Annotated in this window: 11 protein-coding genes; 4 read left to right on the top strand and 7 right to left on the bottom strand. The window is 60.8% G+C overall.

Features of this window, described 5'->3' with window-relative positions; all coding sequences use genetic code 11:
• Positions 1-103 precede the first annotated feature (103 nt).
• The 4 genes from ACIX9_RS19940 to ACIX9_RS19925 all read right to left on the bottom strand — a co-directional run bounded on the left by ACIX9_RS19940 (position 104) and on the right by ACIX9_RS19925 (position 5,778).
• A complete protein-coding gene (locus tag ACIX9_RS19940; protein ID WP_013572896.1) occupies positions 104-1,762 on the bottom strand; it encodes a formate--tetrahydrofolate ligase in 1,659 nt (552 codons plus the stop codon).
• Between the two features lie 53 nt (positions 1,763-1,815).
• On the bottom strand, positions 1,816-2,850 hold the full coding sequence (locus ACIX9_RS19935) for a glycoside hydrolase family 43 protein (RefSeq protein WP_157478206.1): 1,035 nt from the start codon (positions 2,848-2,850) through the stop codon (positions 1,816-1,818).
• A 238-nt stretch (positions 2,851-3,088) separates the two neighbouring features.
• A complete protein-coding gene (locus ACIX9_RS19930) occupies positions 3,089-3,364 on the bottom strand; it encodes a hypothetical protein (RefSeq protein ID WP_041598002.1) in 276 nt (91 codons plus the stop codon).
• Positions 3,365-3,423: 59 nt separating this feature from the next.
• Positions 3,424-5,778, bottom strand: a complete 2,355-nt coding sequence (locus ACIX9_RS19925; protein WP_013572894.1) for a GH92 family glycosyl hydrolase — start codon at positions 5,776-5,778, stop codon at positions 3,424-3,426.
• Positions 5,779-5,889: 111 nt separating this feature from the next.
• Here ACIX9_RS19925 and ACIX9_RS19920 point away from each other — a divergent pair, with 111 nt between their 5' ends.
• Positions 5,890-6,663 carry a VOC family protein gene (locus ACIX9_RS19920; protein WP_013572893.1) on the top strand — a complete coding sequence of 258 codons (774 nt, stop codon included), beginning with the start codon at positions 5,890-5,892 and terminating at the stop codon, positions 6,661-6,663.
• Positions 6,660-7,148: a VOC family protein gene (locus tag ACIX9_RS19915; RefSeq protein WP_013572892.1), complete on the top strand. Its 489-nt coding sequence runs from the start codon at positions 6,660-6,662 to the stop codon at positions 7,146-7,148. The genes ACIX9_RS19920 and ACIX9_RS19915 overlap by 4 nt, the downstream gene beginning before the upstream one ends.
• A gap of 64 nt (positions 7,149-7,212) precedes the next feature.
• Here ACIX9_RS19915 and ACIX9_RS19910 read toward each other — a convergent pair whose 3' ends face one another.
• Positions 7,213-12,210 (bottom strand): protease pro-enzyme activation domain-containing protein, encoded by a 4,998-nt coding sequence (locus tag ACIX9_RS19910; RefSeq protein WP_013572891.1) that lies wholly within the window; start codon positions 12,208-12,210, stop codon positions 7,213-7,215.
• A 282-nt stretch (positions 12,211-12,492) separates the two neighbouring features.
• On the opposite strand from ACIX9_RS19910, the gene ACIX9_RS19905 reads away from it, so the two are divergent.
• Positions 12,493-13,137, top strand: coding sequence for a hypothetical protein (locus ACIX9_RS19905; protein WP_157478164.1), 645 nt, complete (start codon positions 12,493-12,495; stop codon positions 13,135-13,137).
• A gap of 149 nt (positions 13,138-13,286) precedes the next feature.
• On the opposite strand, the gene ACIX9_RS19900 is transcribed toward ACIX9_RS19905, so the two are convergent.
• On the bottom strand, positions 13,287-16,796 hold the full coding sequence (locus ACIX9_RS19900; RefSeq protein WP_013572889.1) for a TonB-dependent receptor domain-containing protein: 3,510 nt from the start codon (positions 16,794-16,796) through the stop codon (positions 13,287-13,289).
• 331 nt (positions 16,797-17,127) lie between these two features.
• Here ACIX9_RS19900 and ACIX9_RS19895 point away from each other — a divergent pair, with 331 nt between their 5' ends.
• Positions 17,128-18,282, top strand: a complete 1,155-nt coding sequence (locus tag ACIX9_RS19895) for an acyltransferase family protein (protein ID WP_041598000.1) — start codon at positions 17,128-17,130, stop codon at positions 18,280-18,282.
• Between the two features lie 83 nt (positions 18,283-18,365).
• Here ACIX9_RS19895 and ACIX9_RS19890 read toward each other — a convergent pair whose 3' ends face one another.
• The gene (locus ACIX9_RS19890) at positions 18,366-20,690 is read right to left on the bottom strand and encodes a metallophosphoesterase family protein (protein ID WP_013572887.1); all 2,325 of its coding nucleotides are present in this window, start codon (positions 20,688-20,690) and stop codon (positions 18,366-18,368) included.
• Positions 20,691-20,805 lie beyond the last annotated feature (115 nt).

Raw genomic sequence — 20,805 nt, 5'->3', positions numbered from 1 at the left:
TAAACAAAAAAGCGATCAAGGCCGGAGCAAATCCAATCCGCCTTGATCGCTTTTTTATCCTTTTCATCCCCGCAGTCGGTTGCGGTTGCAGTTGCCGTTGTTCTTAGCTCATCCCAGTAACATTCCCATCCGCATCCACATCAATCAGCGCAGCCCGAGACTCCTTCGGCAGTCCCGGCATCAGCATCATGCTGCCTGAGATCGCCACCAGGAACCCCGCACCAGCCGACAGCGAAACATCATTAATGTGCAGCGTCCATCCGGTCGGCGCACCCGGCAACTTCGGATCGTCGGACAGCGAGTACTGCGTCTTCGCAATACAAACCGGCAGCGCCCCAAATCCCCACTCGGCAAACTTCGCCAGCTTCGCGCGAGCCTCATCGCTGAACTCAACATCCTTGGCCCCATACACGCCACGAGCCACTTTACCGATCTTCTCCTCGGCCGAATCCTCCGGCCCATACATGCTGATCGGCTTTGGCTCCGGGTTCGCCTCGATCGTCCTTACGACCTCCTCCGCCAGCGCCACCGCACCTTCGCCGCCCTTGCTGAACGCCTGCGAAAGCGCAAAGTTCGCACCCTGCTCCCGGCAGAACTGCTCGATCTTCGCCAGCTCCTCCGGCGCATCGTTCGGGAACTGATTGATCGCCACCACGGTCGGAAGCCCGAACCCGCGCAGGATCTGGATATGCTTGCCCAGGTTCGCAAACCCGCGCTCCAGGTTGCCCTCACCCTGCGTCGTCACGGACTTCAGCGTCGTCACCAGCACCGCCGCCGCCGGCTTGATGCCGGACGCAGGCATCACGATATCCATGTACTTCTCAAAGCCCAGGTCGCTCGCAAACCCGCACTCGTTGATCACGTAGTCCGCAAGCTGCAACCCCATATACTGGCTCAGCACAGAGCTCGTCCCATGCGCAATGTTCGCAAACGGCCCGCAGTGCACCAGCGCCGGCGTTCCCTCGCTCGTCTGCACCAGGTTCGGCAGCAGCGCATCGGTCAGCAGAGCCATCATCGGCCCTGTCGCATCGAGCTGTTCCGCCCGCACCGGCTCACCCGCCCGCGTGCTTCCAATCACAATCCTCGCCAGCCTCGCCCGCAGATTCTCACGCCCGGTCGCCAGTGCCAAAATCGCCATGATCTCGGACGCAGCCGTAATCAGAAAGCCCGTGGCACGGTCATGCCCATCGCGCTTCCCGCCCGCCTGCACCACGATCCGCCGCAGCGCGCGATCGTTCATATCCATGCTGCGCGGCCACGTAATCGACGCCGGATCGAGATCCAGATCGTTCCCATGAAACAAATGCGTGTCGATCAGCGCCGCCAGCAGATTGTGCGCGCTCGTAATCGCATGGAAGTCGCCGTGGAAGTGCAGGTTGATCTTGTCCGCAGGCTCCACGCGAGCACGCCCACCGCCCGCCGCGCCGCCCTTCATCCCGAACACCGGTCCCAGCGAAGGCTCGCGCGACGTAATCACCACGCTCTTGCCGATCCGCTCCAACCCCTGCGTCAGCCCAATCGCCGTAACCGTCTTACCCTCGCCGGAGGTCGTCGGCGTCGTCGCCGTCACCAGGATCATCTTCCCGCGCCGCGGCAGCGCCACATCCTCCAGCAGCCCAAGCTTGACCTTGGCCCCATAAGGCCCAAGCTGCTCCACATACTGCTCAGGCAGCGCTAGTTTTTTGACGATGGTCTGAATCGGCAGCAGTGCAGCAGGCTGGTTCTCGGAAAGGGCGTTCTGGGAGTTCTTAGAAATAGTCACGCTCTATAGAAGATCACCCTCGGGCCCTCGGAAGCAAGCCGCCACACTCCCGCTTATCGAGCCTGTGAATCTCCACCCAGCCGTCTTGCCGCCACACCCTTCGCCGTCATCTTCACCGGAACGATCTTCCCGTCCTTGTCAAAGTACATCCGGTCGATCGCCATCAAACGCTGATTCGGCTCCGTATTCCCCAGCGGATGACGATGATAGACGATGTACCACTCATCGGTCCCCGGAAGATGGATCACCGAGTGATGCCCCGGCCCATTCGCCACACGCGCATCCGTCTGCAGAATCTTGCCCACCCGCGTAAACGGCCCTATCGGACTGCTGCTCCGCGCATACGCAACGCCATAGCTTGAATCGCCCCAGTCCCCCTCCGACCACATGAAGTAATACACACCATTCCGCTTGATCAGAAACGGCCCTTCGACATACTCGGCCGGCGTAATCTCCTTATAGAGTTCGCCATCAGGAAGCGGTGTCACCGCCTTCAGATCCGCCGTCAACCCCACCACATTGCAGTGCCCCTGCCCACCGTAGTACAGGTAGATCCTGCCATCATCATCCTGGTACACAAACGGATCGATCGGCTGAGCACCGTTATAAAACGCACCAATCAAAGGCTTTCCAATCGCATCCACAAACGGACCACCGGGCGAATCGCTGACCGCCACCCCGATCCCACCAGCCGTAGTCTCATCCTTCTGAATATCGTTCGCGCCAAAGAACAGATAGTACTTCCCCTTCAGCTCGATCACGGAGGGAGCCCAAACCGCATACGCCGCCCACGGCACGTTCTTCACATCCAGCACATGCGGATGCTTGATCCAATGCACCAGGTCGGGAGAAGAAAACGCATCCATAAACGTCTGCTGCAGATACGCCTTGCGCAACCCCTTCTCATCACGACGAGCCTGCTGCAACTCCGTAAACTGAGACGCACCCACAGGCAACGGTGCAGGATCGGAGTAGGTCGGATAGATCCAGTACTCCCCGGCAAAAACGTGCGCCTCCGGATCGGCATACCAACCCTGCTCCCCAAGCCCCGTAGGAGCCTGCCCCCACGCAAGTCCGGCAAACTGCATCAGCACAAAAAGAATGAGCGCAGCCTGAAAGCTCTTTTTCATCGTGAACCCAGCAGCTTGAGCCGATCTCGCCGATGCTCTTCACGCATGCTTGATCGATCTTTCCGAAAGCCAATCAACTCAGCCTCAATACGCCTGAGTTGAACAGTCTCACTCAACCAGGCGAGAGCGATTAGTAAGCTCGGAATGCCAATCGAAAGAAGTTCCTGGAGTCCAGTCACGCAGTCCCTCGCACGAGCTAAATCCCCTGCCGAGTCTCAACCGCGCGCAGACGCTCATGGACACCCATCATGTCCTCGTGAATATTGTCCCGGAGAGTGATGATCTCATTACGTAGCTGATTATTTTCTGACTTCATCTCCGCAAGGAGTTGACCAATCTCTGACTTCATCTCCCCACGAAGCTGACCAATCTCAGCACGAAGCGAGGCCGCCTCTTGGCGATTGAGCAAAATCCCAAACATCACCAGTAGACTCGGAATGCCGATCGCAAGCAGCAACTGTAAATTCGTCACGCCGACACCTCCGTGCCAGTAAAGATACCAGATTCCGCCTCAAAACCGGTAGCCAAACCCTACCGCGACATAGAGTAAGGCCGAGCCCCGCTCCCACTCCCCCAGCTCTTATTCGCCGTACCCGACATCACAAACCGCAGCTCTCCGCCCCGCATAATCTCCTCATGCGTCACGAAGCTCCGCGTCAGCGCCTTCCCATCCAGCGTCACGCTTCCCACATACGGATGCTCCGCACTCATCCCGTCCGCCACAACGGTAAACGAGCGGCCATTCGGCAGCTTCAACACCGCCCGCTCCACAAACGGCCGCCCTATCACATACTCGTTCGTCCCAGGAGCCACCGGATAAAACCCCAGCCCTGTAAACAGCAGCCAAGCCGACATCTGCCCCAGGTCATCGTTCCCCACCAGCCCATCCGGCGCAGGCTTGTACTGGCTCTCCACAATCTGCTTCAGCCTCTCCTGCACCCGCCACGGCTGCCCCGCATACGCATACAGATACGCCAGGTGATGGCTCGGCTCATTGCCATGCACATACTGCCCAATCAGCCCCGCCATATCCTCCACATCCGCATAGTCCTTCGGATCGACCTTCGCATTGAACATCGCATCCAGCTTGGCCACAAGCTTTTCATCGCCACCCAGAAGCTTGATCAGCCCCGCCTCATCCTGCGGCTGATACCACGAGTACTGCCACGAATTCCCCTCCGTAAACCCGCTGCCCGCACCAGCCTTGGCCGGATTGAACGGCACCCGCCAGCTCCCGTCCGCCTTCCGAGGCTCAGAGAATCCATCCGCCGTATCGAACACATTCTTCCAGTTCCCTGCCCTCTTCTCGAACCGCACGGCTACATCGTTACGCCCCAGCTTCCGCGCCACCCGAGCGATCGTCCAGTCGTCATACGCATACTCGATCGTCTGCGAAACCGACTCATCGTGCGAGCTTCCATCTGTACCCGCATTGCTGATGTCGATAGGTACATACCCCAGCTTCATGTACTCGCCCAGATGCCCATACGGAGCATAGTCAGCCGTCGCCACCATCGCATCCAGCGCCTTGTTCGCGTCGAACCCGCCAATCCCCTTCATCACCGCATCCGCAATCTCCGGCACCGCGTGATACCCAATCATGCACCACGTCTCGATCCCCTGAAACTGCCACACCGGCAGCATCCCAAACGGACTCTCCTGCTGTGAAGCCATCAGCGACCGCACCAGGTCCGTCGTCCGCGCCTCAGGCTCCAGCAGCGTCATCAGCGGCTGCTCCGCCCGATACGTATCCCACAAAGACAAGCTGCTCACAAAATGAAATCCATCCGCATGATGCACCTGGTTATCCGGCCCGCGATAGCTCCCATCCACATCCATCGCAGTCCCCGGAGCCAGCAGCGCGTGATAAAGCGCCGTATATAAATTCGTCCGCATATCAGGAGCAGCCGTTAGCTGCACCGCACCCAGCGCCTTCTCCCAGGTAGCCTTCGCCTGCGCATGAACAGCGTCAAAGTCGAACCCCGCAACCTCCGCGTTCAGGTTCGCCATGGCCTCATCCTCGCTCGTCGGCGAAAGCGCCACCTTCACCACCAGCGGCCCTTTCATCTCGCCAAAGTCGAACACCCCAATCAGCCCGCGGCCTTCCATCGCCTGCGTATCGGCCGCATTATTGCCCGGCGTCTTGAAGCCCCTGTACTCCACCGGCAGAGGCTCCTTGTCGTAGATCTCATGCGTTGCCATCGGGACGGAGAACTTCATCGCAAAGTAAAGCTGACGTCCCGGAGCCCACCCGCGAGTCTCCCTCATCCCCGTCACGGTCCCATCATTCCTCACCCGCAGCCTGGACCACAGCACCTTGCCCGGATAGCTATAGATGGAAGACCGCATATCCATCAGCACATGCGCCGGCTTCCCCGCAGGAAACGTGTACCGATGCACCCCCACCCGCGCCGTCGCCGTCAACTCCGCACGCACGCCATAGTCCGCCAGCGTAACAGCGTAGTACCCCGGCTTAGCAACCTCCGTCGCATGACTAAACCCAGACCGATAGCCCGAACCCGGCTGGTTCGCATCACCCGGCTCCAGCCTCACCTCACCAGAGATCGGTTGCACCAGAAAGTCCCCAAGATCCGAGTGCCCCGCACCCGAAAAATGCGTATGCGAAAACCCCAGAATCGTCCCATCTTCATACCGGTATCCCGCCGCCCACTTATAGCTGTGCTTGAACGAGTTGATCTGCGTATCCGGGCTCAACTGCACCATCCCGAACGGCACCGTAGCCCCCGGATACGTATGCCCATCCGCACCCGTGCCAATGAACGGATTCACCGCCTCATACCCACTCGCCTGGGCAAACAGCCCAGCCGGCACAACCACCAAAGCCATCCCACAAACGATACGGACCAACCGAGCACAAACATTCATGCTCTCCATTCTCGCAGCAAACCGCCGGTGGTTGCGATTTTCACTTGCCTCCCCCCACCCACTCGACTAACGTATTCCTGACCTCAGCTCAACCAAAAGGAAATCCCTGAAATGAGCACATACCCCAACGGCCGTTTCGTCTGGTTCGACCTCATGACCTCCGACGTCCCCGCGGCCCAGGCCTTCTACACCAGCGTCGTCGGCTGGTCCGCACGCGACGCCGGCATGCCCGGCGACTACTACACCCTCCTCTCCGCCGCCTCAACAGACGTAGGCGGCATCATGCCCATCCGGGAACACCTCGCCGCCGCCGGCGCCAAACCCACCTGGATGATGTACATCGGCGTCGATGACGTAGACGCCTTCGCCGCCCGCGTCAAAGACGCCGGCGGCGTCATCCATCGGGCACCGGAAGACATCCCCGGCGTAGGCCGCTTCGCCGTCGTCGCAGACCCCCATGGCGCAACCTTCGTCCTCTTCTGGGGCAACGGCGAGCCACGCGAAGCCACCCCCGCAACCCCCGGCCACGTGGGCTGGCATGAGCTCCTCACGGAAGACCTCGACGCCGCTTGGGCCTTCTACTCCAACCTCTTCGGCTGGACCAAAGCCCAGACCGTAGACATGGGTCCCATGGGCCTCTACCAGACCTTCGTCGTCAACGGCCCCCAAGGAGGCGGCATGATGAACAAACCGCCCAACCTCCCCGTCTCCTTCTGGGGCCTCTACTTCACCGTAGAGGGCAGCGTCACCGCAGCAGTCGAGCGAGCCAAAGAAGCCGGCGGCCAGCTCCTGCAAGGCCCGCACGAGGTCCCCGGCGGAGCCTGGATCGCCCACTGCCTCGACCCCCAGGGCGCAACCTTCAACCTCACGAGCGCAACCCAATGACCCTACAACCCCAGAAAGTCTCCCCCTTCCTCTGGTTCAACGATCAAGCCGAAGAAGCCATGGACTTCTACACCTCCACCTTCCCGGACTCGAAGCAGCTCCGAGTCGCCCGTTACGGAGAGACCGGCCCAGGCAAGCCCGGCTCCGTCATGACCGCGGACTTCGAGCTCTTCGGCCAGAGGTTCACCGCACTCAACGGAGGCCCGCACTTCGCCTTCACGCCCGCCATCTCCTTCGTCATCCACTGTGAAGGTCAGGCCGAGATCGACGAATACTGGGACAAGCTTGCCGCTGGCGGCACCATCATGCAGTGCGGCTGGCTCACAGACAAGTTCGGCATCACCTGGCAGGTCGTTCCCAACAACCTCGCCCAGCTCCTCAGCAACCCGGACCCCGCCACCGCCGCCCGCGTCATGAAAGCCATGATGAGCATGAAGAAGCTCGAGATCGCACCCCTCGAACAAGCCCGCGACCAAACCGTATAAAGCAGTCACTCAATAAAGAGGCGCAGCCGAATTCTTCGGCTGCACCTTCCTTTTTGCGGTTAGATCACCGAGTCGTCACCGTCACAACCACCGTCGTAGCTGTCGTGATCGAGCCCGACGTCCCGCTTACGCTCACGTTGTAGTTCATGCTCGGATTAGACGGCGTACCGCCGCCGCATCCAGTCGCCATCCCCAGCGCAGCAGCGCAGAACATGACAGCCAGAAGCGCAGGCCAACGCCTCTTCTTACCCGGAATCAGCAGGCAGACCAACCCTGCCAGCACTGTACCGCCGGCCACTCCAAACAGGCCACTCGGCGCACCCTCCAGCTTCGCAGCGGAGGTCGTCGTCGTGATCGTCAGGTTAGCCGCCGTGCCAGGCGTGACGGAAGCAGGAGCCACAGAGCAGGTAAGCCCGGAAGGCGCACTGCACGTCAACGCCACCGAACCGGTAAACCCATTGACAGCCGTCACGTTGATGCCATCCTGAACAGACTGACCGCCGACCACTGAGAGCGCCTGCGCATTCGCACTCAGCAGGAAGCCAGGAACCGGCGCAGCGCTCACCGTCACAGAGATCGTAGCCGTATGGCTCAACGTCCCCGAGATCCCGGTAACCACCACGCTATACGTTCCAGCGACCGTGCCCGTCAGCGTAGCCGTCGAAGTCCCAGCCCCCGTAGTGGACGTGGGATTCAGAGCGCAGGTCACACCCGTCGGCGCAGCGCAGGTCAGTGCAACCGCGCTGTTGAACCCATTCACCACCCCAACCGTAATCACATCGGTGGTCGTAGGCGCAGTCCCCAGCGTGATCGAAGCCGTGCTCGAAGCAGCCGTCAGCGTAAAGTCAGGCACCACCGGACCTGTCACCGTCACGGATACATTCGCGGTATGCACCAGCGTCCCTGACGTCCCGGTCACCACCACGCTGTAGGTCCCCGCCGTCACGCCGGTAAGTGTCAACGTGGAGGTCGCGCTCCCGCCGCTCGCAGGGGTAACCGTCGCCGGGGCCGCGGTACAAGTTACCCCGGCCACACCCGCACAGGTCACTGTAACCGCGCTATTGAAGGTATTGAGTGAAGCCACCGTCACCACGTCCGTAGCGGTCGCGCCGATCGCCACCAAAACCGACGAGGAAGCCGGGCTCAAGGAGAAGTTCGGCGTCGTACTGATGGCGCCGACAATCGCCTGGATACCCGCAGTATGAACATACTTGCCGGTCGCATCTACGCCGGTGATGGTCGCCAGGTAGCTGCCAGACGTCGTGACGCCCGCACCGTTCAGCGTCACCGTGACCGGCAGCGTCTGCCCGCTTGTCAACGTAACCGTAGGATTCACGGTGCACGTTACTCCGCCCGTAGCAGAACAGCTCAGCGCCACCGACCCCGTAAAGCCGTTGGTTGAAGCGATATTCAACGTGTCCGTTACCGTCCCGGAAGCAGGAATTTTTACACTAGGCGTGGCCGCCGTCAGCGTAAAGTCAGACAGCAGGTTCTGAATGGTGACAACTCCGGAAGACGAGTTGTATGTGGAGTCGCCCGCGTAGAACAACGTAACGGTGTTCGTGCCTTGAAGCAGGCTGGCGGAGCTGAAAGCCAGCGTCACCGTCACGTTGCTTGTCGTACTTGTAGGAAGTTTTGCAGAGTTCAGAATAAGTACGTTCTGGTTCTGATTCGGATTGCCGTCAGAAACCAGCGCGTAAACCGTGCCTGTCGGCGCGGCCTTTCCGCTCTGACCCGCAATCGTCACCGTCACCTGTTCCAGCGCAGCCGGAGTCGAAGAGGGTGCGGAAAGCGTACCGGTCGTCGTAGACGTCAGCCCGGAGCCTGCAACAAACGTCAGCGAGACACTTCCGCCGTTGGTCACATAGTTGCTGTCCCCGTTATAAGTCAGACTGATCTTGTAATTACCCGGGGTTGCATTTGCCGGAACGATGATCGTCGCCATGCCGATCGGTGCCCCATAGTAGTAATCGACCGATTGCGTCAGCGTCACGCTTGTAGGCGTTCCTGCAGGACCGCCCGTAACGGTCACCGTCCCGGTCGGAGCTGCGGACAGCCCGTTCAGGCTAATGCTGTTCTCCACGAGAAGTGTGATGACGCTCTGCTGGCCGCCGATAACCTGACCGTTGTTGTTGACATTGATGGTGGAATACGTGAGGTTCGGCGTATTCTTGGTCACCGTGAGCGCTGCCGGGCTCGAAGTCACTGCGTTGTAGCTGGGATCGCCGGAGTAGGCGGCCGTGATCGAGTGGCTCCCCACCGTGGGCGCATACGAATACGAGGTCACGCCCTCCGCGTTCAACGGCGCCGTATTCGCAACCGTGCCGCTGTCGGAAAAGACCACATTCCCCGTGGGACGCGTAAACCCGGCACTGCAAGCGAAGTTCCCTGCAAAAGTGCAACTCCGGTCCGCAGCCAGCGCGGATGTAGGAGCAACGATCGCACTGAGAGAAAAGTATTGTCCATACTGGATCGACGCATTCGCGCCCAGAACCGATGGCGCGATCTGCCCGTTGGAATTCACACTTCCTGAAAGCAGGTCCAGCGCCAGCGCACCAGCCTCCGGTGTTACCGTCACCGATGTCTTCCCGGAGGTGCTCGCGCCGTTCGTTCCATCGCCGCTATAGACGCCAAAGATGTTGTAAGTACCGCCTGGCAAGGTCGTGACGCTACCAGTGTAGTTGCCGGAGGCAAGGGTAAAGTCCGTCAGACCTTGCTGCGACGAGGTGCCGCTATCCGTCATCAGCGCAACTGTACCCGTCGGGGTTCCCTTCCCCGTCACACCGCCGGAGATGGTCACCGCCGTCCCGTGCGCGAAGGTGGTCGTGGAAGGTGTCAACGTCGTCGTCGAAGCCGCGAACGTCACCTTGTTCCAGTTAGCCAATAATACGTTCGTATCGATCGTACCCAGACCCGTCGCCGGGTCGTAGCCCGCCGTCGCGTTGTATTGTGCAGTCGTCCCTGTGCCGATCTGACCCTCCTGGGTCCCTCCCAACGTAATCGGATTGGTCACCGCAATGCAGTTCGTCGATCCTATTGCACACGGCACCGAGTTCGTCCCCACCGTTACGTCATGAAACGCCGCCGGAAACTGCGTCGCCAGCGGATACAGTGTGTAGTTTGCCTGCCCTTGGCGACCATAGAGCTGATTCACCAATGCCATGATGCCGCCAAACGCCGGCGTCGAAGCCGAGGTTCCGCCCACCCCATAGAACTGCACCGTCGAGCCTGCGGCCACAGGCTGGCAGTCGGCATCGGACGCGCAGATAGGGTAGTAGCTCAGATTGAGGCCGTTCGCTGCAAACAGAGAGACGTCTGGAAGATCGCGCGCGCCATCGGCCGGCACGCCCGCGCCCGTCTGCCAGCTCGGCTTCGGATATGGAGAGCAAGTCGTCCCAGTTGTCGAGTAAATCCCGCACGTACTTGGCCCGCCGCTTCCGCCCGCAATTGAGGTATCTTGGCCTCCGCTGTTCTGGTAAGCACTCTCGATATTCAATCCATACTGGCTGTCGTTCCAGGGCTGCTCTGGAATAACCTGCTTGATGGTGGTCGTCGGCGTGCTGTTGTTCGGGGTCAGGCTCCAATAGTTTCCAAGCTGCGTCGTCAGCACCGTGCTGCCGATTCCCTGCGCATAAGTGCTGTAATAAAAATCTGTTCCGCCTACGGAGACGTTGTACGGCGTGGACCCCAACCCGTTCACGGCGTGTCCGCTGACCGCATAGTCTTGCGTATTGTCGTTGTCGCAACCCGCGGAGCCGTTATCGCCGCTTGAAACCAGCACCGTGATGCCTTGCGCCGCCGCCTGCTGCCACAGGCTGTTGATGAACTGGTTCCCGGTTCCCTGGTTGATCTCGCATCCGCCAAAGCTCAAGCTGATGATTGGCGCAATATTGCTATAGACCGCGCGCTCCGCCGCCAGGAACAACCCGGTCTGCAACTCCGTATCCGCGCCAATCACCAGATCGATCGCCGCGTTCGGAGCAACCGAACCCGCAAGCTCCACGTCAAGGTACGCTTCTACCGAATCCCCGTTCGGCCCCGCTGGATTATTGATCCCATCTACTCCTGGGTCTTGCCCCTCCACAATCACCGTCGGAGCATTGACTGGCAAGCCAAACAGGCTGCGGTACTGGTTCACCAGGTAAACATTGATATTCGAGTCGTTGATGATCGCGATCGTCTGCCCTGCACCGGTGGTCCCCGTTGAAGTCGCCGGCAGATCGTACTGCACCGCAAAGTCCGCGGGCGACAGCGCGAAAGATACCCCGGAGCTATCCCCGGTCGTCCAGCTCGGCGTTACCTTCTTCGTCGCCGGCTCATACGAGGCCTCGCCCAGCGCCTTCGCATAGCTCCTCAGCCGGAAGTTGTTCAGTGAAGTAAATCCACCGAACACCGGAGCCAGCGCCGCCGGAATCTGCGGATCGGATGCATTCGCAAAGTGCGTCTGCCCATTCACCAGGTACTTGTGAATCTCCGCCCCGAATGCCTTCTTGAAAACTCCGGCATTTCCAGAGATCTCCAGCGTCTGGTGCCCGGCATTCAGCGTCCCCACCGCGAATCCCTGGCTCTGCAGCCACGTCTGCACCGCAGCGATATCCCCATCCGAAGGCCCAAACTGCTTGCCGAACTGATCCGGCGTCAGCCACTTGTGATAGCTCGCCGAGCTCGGATTATGCAGATCCCCAATCAGCCCCTTCAGCGACGCCTCCTGCGCGTCGCTCCGCTTCAGCACCACATGGATCCGGTTCAGCGGCGTCGCGTCAGCCAGCGCACCCCGGTCGTTCGCAGCATTCGCCAGCGGGTGCATCGTATGCCCCAGCGTCACCCGGCTCGCGTTATCCACCTTCGCCGTAATCCGCGAAGGCACCGCCACAGCCGAGCTCAAACTACCGGCGTCTGAAGCCTGCGCCTGCACAGCAGAGGAGCCGGAAAGAAGCAGAACCGCAACAGCGGCAAAGGAGAAAAGGGAGCGCAGCGACCGGATAACCATGGTGTCCTTCACAAGACCAGAAAGCGGGATGACGAGACAAACCCGAACACAGCGAAAACCACTCGCCTTCATTCAGAAAAATTTTGGACAGTTCTTAGCAATGGAAAAGTAACGTCATCAGATTGCCGTTCCCTCCACGCCATGTCAAGAGCTCAATGCAAATCGACCACCCGGCAAAAGATGACATGCACCTGAAATCGAACGTCGTACCCCTCACGGCCTTCATCATTTTCAGCTAAGTCCTTGCGAACGAAGGCCCTTCCGCCACTCCCCCCACACAGCCCCTTCTCTACCCCAAAACACTCGTAAAAGGTTCATTTTTCGGCCAATCGCGTTACCATGAAGCCAATGGTCATGCCGCTCCTCCCCCTGGCACTCCTTTTCGCGGCCCTCCCTCAGGTCCCCGCGGCGCAGCCGGCATCCGCTCCGGCGCAAAACGCAACCCAACCCACGGCCGCCCTCCCAGCCGCCCCGCCCCCCTCCACAACCCTCCAGCCCGCCGTCGAATCCCTCCGCGCCACTCTCATCCTCGTCCGCGTGGAAAAGTGGAAGGCCCCCGCACCCATCCGCGACGCAGCCGGCACCAACCTCGACTCCATCCAGCGCGACCTCGACTCCACACTCCCCCCGCTCGTCAAGGCAGCCGACGCCACCCCTAATTCCGTCACCGCCCTCCTCCCCGTCTTCCGCAACATCAACGCCCTTTATGACGTCCTCCTCCGCGTCTCCAACGCCGCCGAGCTCACCGCCCCACGCCCCCAGGCAGACGGACTCCAGAAGTCCCTCGCCGCCCTCGATCAGGCCCGCCGCACCCTCGGCGACTCCATCCAGACCGACGCCACCGCCCAGGACAAGCAGATCACCAGCCTCCGCGCCCAGCTCGCCACAGCCCTTGCCACCCCTGCCCCTGCCCCACCCCCGCCACCCCCGGCTCCCACCAAACCCAAGCCCAAAAAGAAGAAGCCCACCCCCAAACCCGCCGCAACCCCCACCACCTAGCCAAGAATCTGGGTGCCCCATGTCTCGACTCTGAGACATGGGTTTCCAAGCCACCACTCCAACACGCAACACCCCACTCAAAACAAAGACGGCGTCCGCATAAAGCGAACGCCGCCCGGTCAAAACGACCAGCCTGAAAGCCAAGCCCCTTAGAAGCTCAGCTTCCCACCAATCTGCAGAATACGAGCCTCACGCGCACTCGTAATCGTTCCAAACGTCGTAGCAGTCGTAGCAGTAACTGCAGGAGCGCCCAGATTCGTGTGATTCAGCACGTTGAACGCTTCACCGCGTAGCTGGAACTCCGACTCCCGGAAGATCCGAAAGTTCCGGAAGATGCCCAGATCCTCCCTGTTGAACCCCGGCCCGATGATCGTTCCGCGACGCGCATTGCCCGGCTGCCCGAGGGCTGCGCTCGGAGCCGCAAACGCAGCCGTGTTGAACCACTTCTGCCGAGTCTTCAGCCCAGTCCCGTTACGCGGATCGAACAACTGATCCGGCCGGAAACCCGCAGGGCTTGATCCGATGATGCCCAGCCCGCCCGCGTCCGTAAACGTCACGCCGTTGATCGGATTGCCCGCACTGGCGGCCACCGTGATCGGCAGGCCAGAGTCCAGCGCCACAATCCCGGAGACCTCCCAGCCGCCAACCACACGCCCTACCAATCCCTTTTGGTCCTTATAGAACGGCAGTTCATAGATGAAGTCGATCGACGCATAGTCCGTCCGGTCCAGGACGCTCCGCCCATACTCGTTCCGAATGTTGAACCGATCCTGCGGTGCGCCGCTCCGGTCCGCCGGGCTGTTCGTCAGCAGACGCTGCCACGTATACGCCCCATTGATCTGGCTCTTGCCCCGGAAGCGCTTCTTCACCGCAACCTGAAGCGAGTTGTAGTTGGACGTGAAGATCGTGTCGTCCCCATACATGCCGCCATAACCCTTGTACTGACGGATCTGGTTCAGCACCTTCGTCTGCGTCGAGTTGATGATCCCGCCCGTGGGAATCAGACCGGCAGCCTTCGCCGCGCCTACCGGCAACGAGTTGATATCGATATACCCGATCAAATGCGTGTCGTGGCTCCCCACATAACCCACATCCAGCATCAGGCTCGGTGTCATCTGCTGCTGTATATCCAGCGAGTACTGCTGCGAGTAAGGCGTGTGGTAGTGCTCGGACTCTGAATAGATCGTCGGCAGCGCAGTCACGGCAGCCGCCGTAGTCGCACCGGCACCTGCAGGATTGTCGAACGACGTGAACGTGTAGTTCGCCACCGCCGTCGCAGGAGGATTGTTGAAGGCATTGATCTCGTAGTCGCCAAACAGTGTCGCGTCGTACGCAAGTCCATATCCCATGCGGAATGACGTCTTCCCCGTCCCGAACACATCCCAAGCCAGACCTAGACGCGGCCCAAAGTTCTTCGTATCTGCCTGCCCAACCTTGTTCCCGTAGGGTGAAGCATGACCGATCGCCGGGTTCACGAACGCCAGTCCATTCAGAGGATCGTAGCTCGCATTGGGAACCGTACCGTTGATCCCGTACGCATTCGCGCAAGGTGCCACGGTGCAGATGCTTCCGGTCGAATCGATCGTCGGCGCATTCGCCGCAACATACGTCGAAGGCAGGAAGTTTGAAAGCAGTCCGCTCGAATCCGTCGGCTGGGAAAAGTACGAATACCTCACGCCCAGGTTCAGTGTCAGCCGAGGTGTCACCTTCCAGTTGTCCTGCACGTAACCCTCATACGTGTTCGCATGAAGGTTTGGCGTCCGCGCCAGCGCCGTCTGCGTAAACCCGCCCGTAGCCGTGCCGCTCAGGAAGTTCGCAAAGCTCTGGTAGTAAAGCTGATCCGCATTGTTCAGCGCCTTCGTCGCGGTAGGAAGTTGGGCGGTCGTCGCCGTAAACGAGAATGTGCCGTTATTGCCGCCCGTCGCATTCTCCGTCTTCTGATAACGATCGAACGTCCCACCCACAATAATCGTGTGGTTCCCGATCACCTTCGTCACGTTCGCGAAGATATTGTGGTTCCGGTTGTAGTCGTTATAATTGCCCGCGTCGTTGATGCCCGTCAGGCTGGTAAACGACAGGTTCGGCACCACGCCCAGCGTCACCGGGTAAGGCAGCGTCGCCTTGATGTCCGGAGAACCAGCCAGCGTGCCCGTTCCCACCGGACGGCTGATGATCGCGCCAAACGAGTACGCATACCCGCCATCCACCAGCAGTGTCGGGGTCGCCACATACGTCACATGGCCCAGGTGCTGCGTCGCCGGAGACGTCGTCTGCGAGTTCTGCACACCCGGAAATCCAACCGACCCGGAGCCATAGCCGAAAGGCTCCTGCGTCGGAATGCTGTCATGCAGGAAGCGATAGAACACATTGAACTTCTGCCCAAACGCCTGGTCGATCCGGAAGAACTCCTGCGTGTCGTTATAGACGTTGCGCCCGTTGTACGTGAACTGGTGCATGTCCTGCCCGGCAGCCGGATTCGGCAGCGGCAGCGTCGAGTAAATATCCTTCAAATAAGCCTGGGCCAGGGGAGAGATCGTCGTAAGCTGCGTCGTGCCCGCGTTATTACACGAACCGCTGGAGTTCACGTTCGCGCACACCGCAACCGGAAACAGACCCGTCCGCTCGTTTGCCGTCGGCAGATACATCGTCACCGGCGAGTATGTGATCACCCGCCGGAACTCCTGCGAGAAGAACACGAATGTCTTGTCATGTCCGTCGTAGATCTTCGGAATGAAGACCGGTCCACCGATCGTGTAACCAAAATCGTTGTACCGCAGCGGAGGACGCTTCAGTGCCGACAAGTTGCTGAAGTAGTTGTTCGCCTGCAAGACGTCGTTGCGGAAGAACTCATACGCGCTGCCATGGAACTGGTTCGTCCCGGACCGTGTCACCACGTTCACCTGCCCCGCGGCAGATCGTCCATACTGAGCCGAGTACACCCCGCGCAGCGTCTGGAACTCAGCAATCGCGTCCACACTCGGAAACGCCAGCAGCGTCAGGTTCGATCCACGGTCCACGTTATCCGCACCGTCGATCGTCCAGTTGTTCGCGCTCGTCCTCTGCCCGCCCACCGAGAACGCAACCGTATTCGCGCCGCCCAGCGGATTCGTCGGTCCCAGGTAGATCTGATCCGTCGCACCCGTATACGCCACACCCGGCTGAAGGCTCAGCAACTGTTCATAGTTCCTTGTGCTCAGCGTCAACTCCCGCACCTGCGTCCCATTGATCAACCCGGACACAGCCGAGTTCTCCAGATTCACAGCCAGCGCATCCGCCTGCACTGTCACGCTCTGATCCGTGCTGCCCACCTGCAACTGCCGATTCACCGTCAGGCTGTCATCCACATGTAGCACCAGCCCCGTCACCGACTCCGTCTTGAACCCGCCGTCCACCACCTTGACCGTATAGACGCCCAGCGGCAGCGACGTACCCGTATAGAACCCCGCCCCATTCGTCGTCAGCGTCCGAACATCCTGCCCGCGATCCGTATTCGTCAGCGTAACCGTCGCGCCCTTGATCGCCGCGCCGCTCGCATCGGTCACCGTTCCACTAATGGTTCCAGTAATATCCTGCGCCGCTGCACCCACAAAAGACCCAGCCAGCAAAACCAGATAAGCAGCAACAAAACGGGGACGAAACAGACCTTGGCAGAACTTCATCGGTACAGGCTCCTTGCAAAACACACATATCGCTCAAACGTTTGACCCGGCCATCCGGAAACACACTTCCGGCAGATACGAGCAAATGGGAGTTCCGGCCGCGAGCGCGCGTTACGGACTCATGAAACTAGGGATAACTCCAAGTAAATTACCAATCCCCCCGAAAGTCAATCCGCACCCCACCCCGAACCATAACCATCCATATCCATCTTTCCCTCCTATCCCTGGAAAGCCGCCACCCACAGCCACCCGTTAACCTTCCAGCTTCCCCACCCAACTCTCCACAGCCCCCAATGCTACGGTGAACCATCTCGCCCCCGGCAGGCCCCTCTTGAAACCCCAATCCAGACTCCCCGGCCTGGACACCTTGCGCTCCCTCGCCATCGTGTCCGTCGTCATCTTCCATCTCGCACCCTTCCTCCCGCCATCCCTCAGCGTCGTTCAGCGCTTCGGCTGGATCGGCGTCGATCTCTTCTTCGTCCTCAGCGGCTTCCTCATCGGCACCCAGCTCCTCAAACCCCACGCCCAGGGCCGGCCCCTGGGTCAATCGAGCATCCTCGACTTCTACCGCCGCCGCGCCTTCCGCATCCTCCCCGCCTACCTCACCGTCGTCGCCCTCTACCTCTTCGTCCCCCTCTGGCGCGAGCAGCCCCATCTCCCCGCCGCCTGGAAGCTCCTCACCTTCACCAGCAACCTCTTCATGCACTACCCCGCCGAGCTCGCCTTCTCGCACGCCTGGTCCCTCTGCATCGAGGAGCACTTCTACCTCATCCTCCCCCTCGCCGTCCTCGCCCTCACCCGCCGCCCATCCCTTCGCAAGACCCTCGCCGCCTTCACCGTCCTGCTCCTCGCCGGCATCTGCCTCCGCTGGTGGGAGCTCTCCCACATCGTCCGCGCCGCCTCAGACGACGACCTCTGGCCCGTCTTCATGAAGCGAATCTACTACCCCACCTACACCCGCCTCGACGGCCTCCTCAGCGGCGTCGCCCTCGCCACCCTGCGCCTCTTCCGCCCCCAATGGTGGTCCCGCCTCGAATCCCGCGGAACCGCCACCTTCCTCACCGGCACCCTCCTCGTCCTCGCCGCCATGGCCACCCTCGGCTTTGACTACCCCTCACCCGACCGCACCCTCGGCGTCCTCCTCGCCTTCCCGCTCCTCTCCCTCGGCTTCACCCTCTGGGTCGCCTCCGCCCTCGCCACCAACGGCCCCCTAAAGCTCCGCATCCCCGCCACCGAGCAACTCGCCACCCTCGCCTTCAGCCTCTACCTCACCCACAAAGCCGTCGCCCACGTAGCCCGCCAATCCATCCCCTGGCTCACCAACAACCGCACCTGGCCCGCCGCCGCACTCACAGCCATCCTCTGCCTCATAGCGGCCACCCTCCTCTACCGCATGGTCGAAGTCCCCTTCCTCCACCTCCGCGACAGAAACCAGGCCCTTACCACAAGCCCGGCAGCCGAACCCCAAACCGACCCAGCCATCTAGCCGCCCAACCCTCACAGCCGGACGAAAAAGGGGGAGCAGCCTGCCTCTTCGGCAGCTGCTCCCCCATAAGCCAATCTCCGTGGTTAGCTGGTCTGCGTCACCGCAAACACACCGTCGTAGTTCACCACTGCCCACGCAACGCCATTAGCCACATCGACACCGTACGTCCCAAGCGGATAGCTGGAGTTCCACGCACCCAGCACGAACACCGGAGTTCCGCCAAAGTTCGCACTCGCCGCGTTGACCCAGCCGCCGCCATCCCCAATCGCGCCGATGTAGACCTTGCCCGCATTCAACAACGCAGAGCTGACCCCGGCGTTGTAGCTCATCTGCAGCGCATACGTCTCACTCTGTGAGCTCACCAGCGTGGAGTGGAGTCCCCACAGGTAGAAGATATCGCTCACCTGGGCACCGGAGCCCGTCGCCCAGCCTGTGCTGACAGACCGCACAAACTGGTAGCCGCTGTAGTCGGTGTCCTGCACCACATTGGAGCCGCTCAGCAGCTTCGCCACCGTGCCGTTCGGAGACGTGTCGGAGACCACCGTGAACGCGCTTCCAAACGGGATCTGAAAGTCCTTGCCCACCAGGCTGTAACCAAACGTCTCGTGGAGTGAGAAGTTCAGCGGCGGAGTCGCAGGAACGGTCGTCACGCTCGCCAGATCCCACTGGTGCTGGCCAAGATCGAACGCCGCATACGAAGGCGACGAGTAGAACTCAAACGTCACATTCGGACCATCGACGGTCACGATGTAGTAGCCAAACGTGTTCAGCTCCTGTGCGACGATCTTGCGGCGGCGCACGCTCGTATAGGAATCGTTAAGCTTGTCCCCCGGAGACACAGTCGCATTGCGCGGGAAGTAGTTGTAGTTGCTGTTGGAAGACGACACAAGCTGCGTGACCGGGGAGCTCTTGCCGTCGTTCGCCGTCACAATGCTGCGGTCGTGCATATGGTCGTGTCCACAGATCAGGTACCGAACCCCGTTCTGTGACAGGCTCGCCATAAAGGCATCCGTCGCCGTAGCGTTCTGGCTCGGATCGTTCCCCAGCAAAACGTCCGTGTGATACGGCAGATTCAGTCCCTTATGCGTCAGCAAAAAGGCATGGCTGCCCGCCGTCCGGCCAGCAAGCTGCGCAGAAATCCAGGGCTGTTGGGCAGCCACGCTGGTGGTGATGCTGTACTGCTTATTGGTCGCGGCATCGGACGGAGTGAACTGGTCCAGCGTCACAAACCGCGCATTGTTGTAGTCGAACGAGTAGCTCAGTCCCTTCAGATCCCCCGTCCCCCATGGGTCAGGGCTGCTCAGGTTCGTCCCCAGCGTAAACGGCGCGCCGGTGTTCACGGGCGTCGGCAGCGTCTTCGTATCGGGATTGCTGTAGCCGGTCACCACCGCCGGCGCGCTATTGTGAACACCCGTCTGCGTCTGCGGAAACGCGATCGGCAGCGCCGTCGCGCAGTCCGAGCTGTCCTCATGGTTGCCGCGCATCGTAAAGTACCCGATCCCAGCGTTATACAGCGACTGGCAGAACAAGGCGTGCCCATAGATGTCCAACGACTGACCGCTGTTCGCCGCATTGCTCGTCAGATCGCCCACATGCGCCACGAACTTCACCTTGTTGTTGATCATCTGCTGCAGCACATGGTTGCGAATGTCCACCGCGACTGAAAATGGGTTGTAGCCATCATCCGTCTGGTACCACTGCGAATCGGCCATGATCCCAAACTTCCACGCCGCAGCCGACGGAACCTGCGTGTTCGCCGGTGCGCCCGCGGAGACCGTGAACGAAGCCTTCTGCGTGCCGGCCGCGTAGGGCGTCGCCGCTGCCTGCGAGGCCTGCAGCACCACCGTGCCGGCACCGGTCAGCGTCACCGTTGCGCCATTGATCGTCGCAGGGCCGGAGACCACGGAGTAGGTAAACGCACCCGTGGAGTTTGAGGTCGCGGCCACCGTAAACGGGGCATCCCCAAACGCAAGGCTCGGTACGGTAAAGGCAATCGCCGGCGTACCCGGTGCCACCGTAAAGCTCGCCTGCTGCATCGCAGCGGCATAACTACTGTCGGCAGCAGCCGAGGCTTGCAGCACCACCGTTCCCACGCCCGTCAACGTCACCGTCGAACCCGCAATCGTCGCAGGGCCGGAGACCACCGTATACGTGATCTGTCCAGAGGACATCGCCGTAGCGCTCACGCCGAAGGGCACATCCCCATACACATGGCTCGGCACCGTGAACGTGACCGTATCGGAGGTTGCGGCATGCGATCCATCCGCGCATCCGGCAAGCGACGCCGTGGCAACCACACCGCCCGCACCAAACATCGCGTTCTTCAGGAAGCGTCTACGTGGGTTGACGTTCGTGGCTTTCGCCTCATCGTTGCGGCGGTCGTTCTTCTCATCTTCGTACTGCGACATGCGATCGTTCTCCTTGGTCTCTCCGGCCTCCGGGCGTCCTCAGCGAAGCCTTTGCAGTAAGCTTTCGCAGACACTAAGCGGCGAGCCTTTCCTTAAGGAAGGGAGTTGCTTGAAT

This window comes from Granulicella tundricola MP5ACTX9 (assembly GCF_000178975.2).
GTDB classification, from domain to species: domain Bacteria; phylum Acidobacteriota; class Terriglobia; order Terriglobales; family Acidobacteriaceae; genus Edaphobacter; species Edaphobacter tundricola.
The sequence above is the reverse complement of the archived record's forward strand: the minus strand, read 5'-3'. Positions and strand labels throughout refer to the sequence as shown.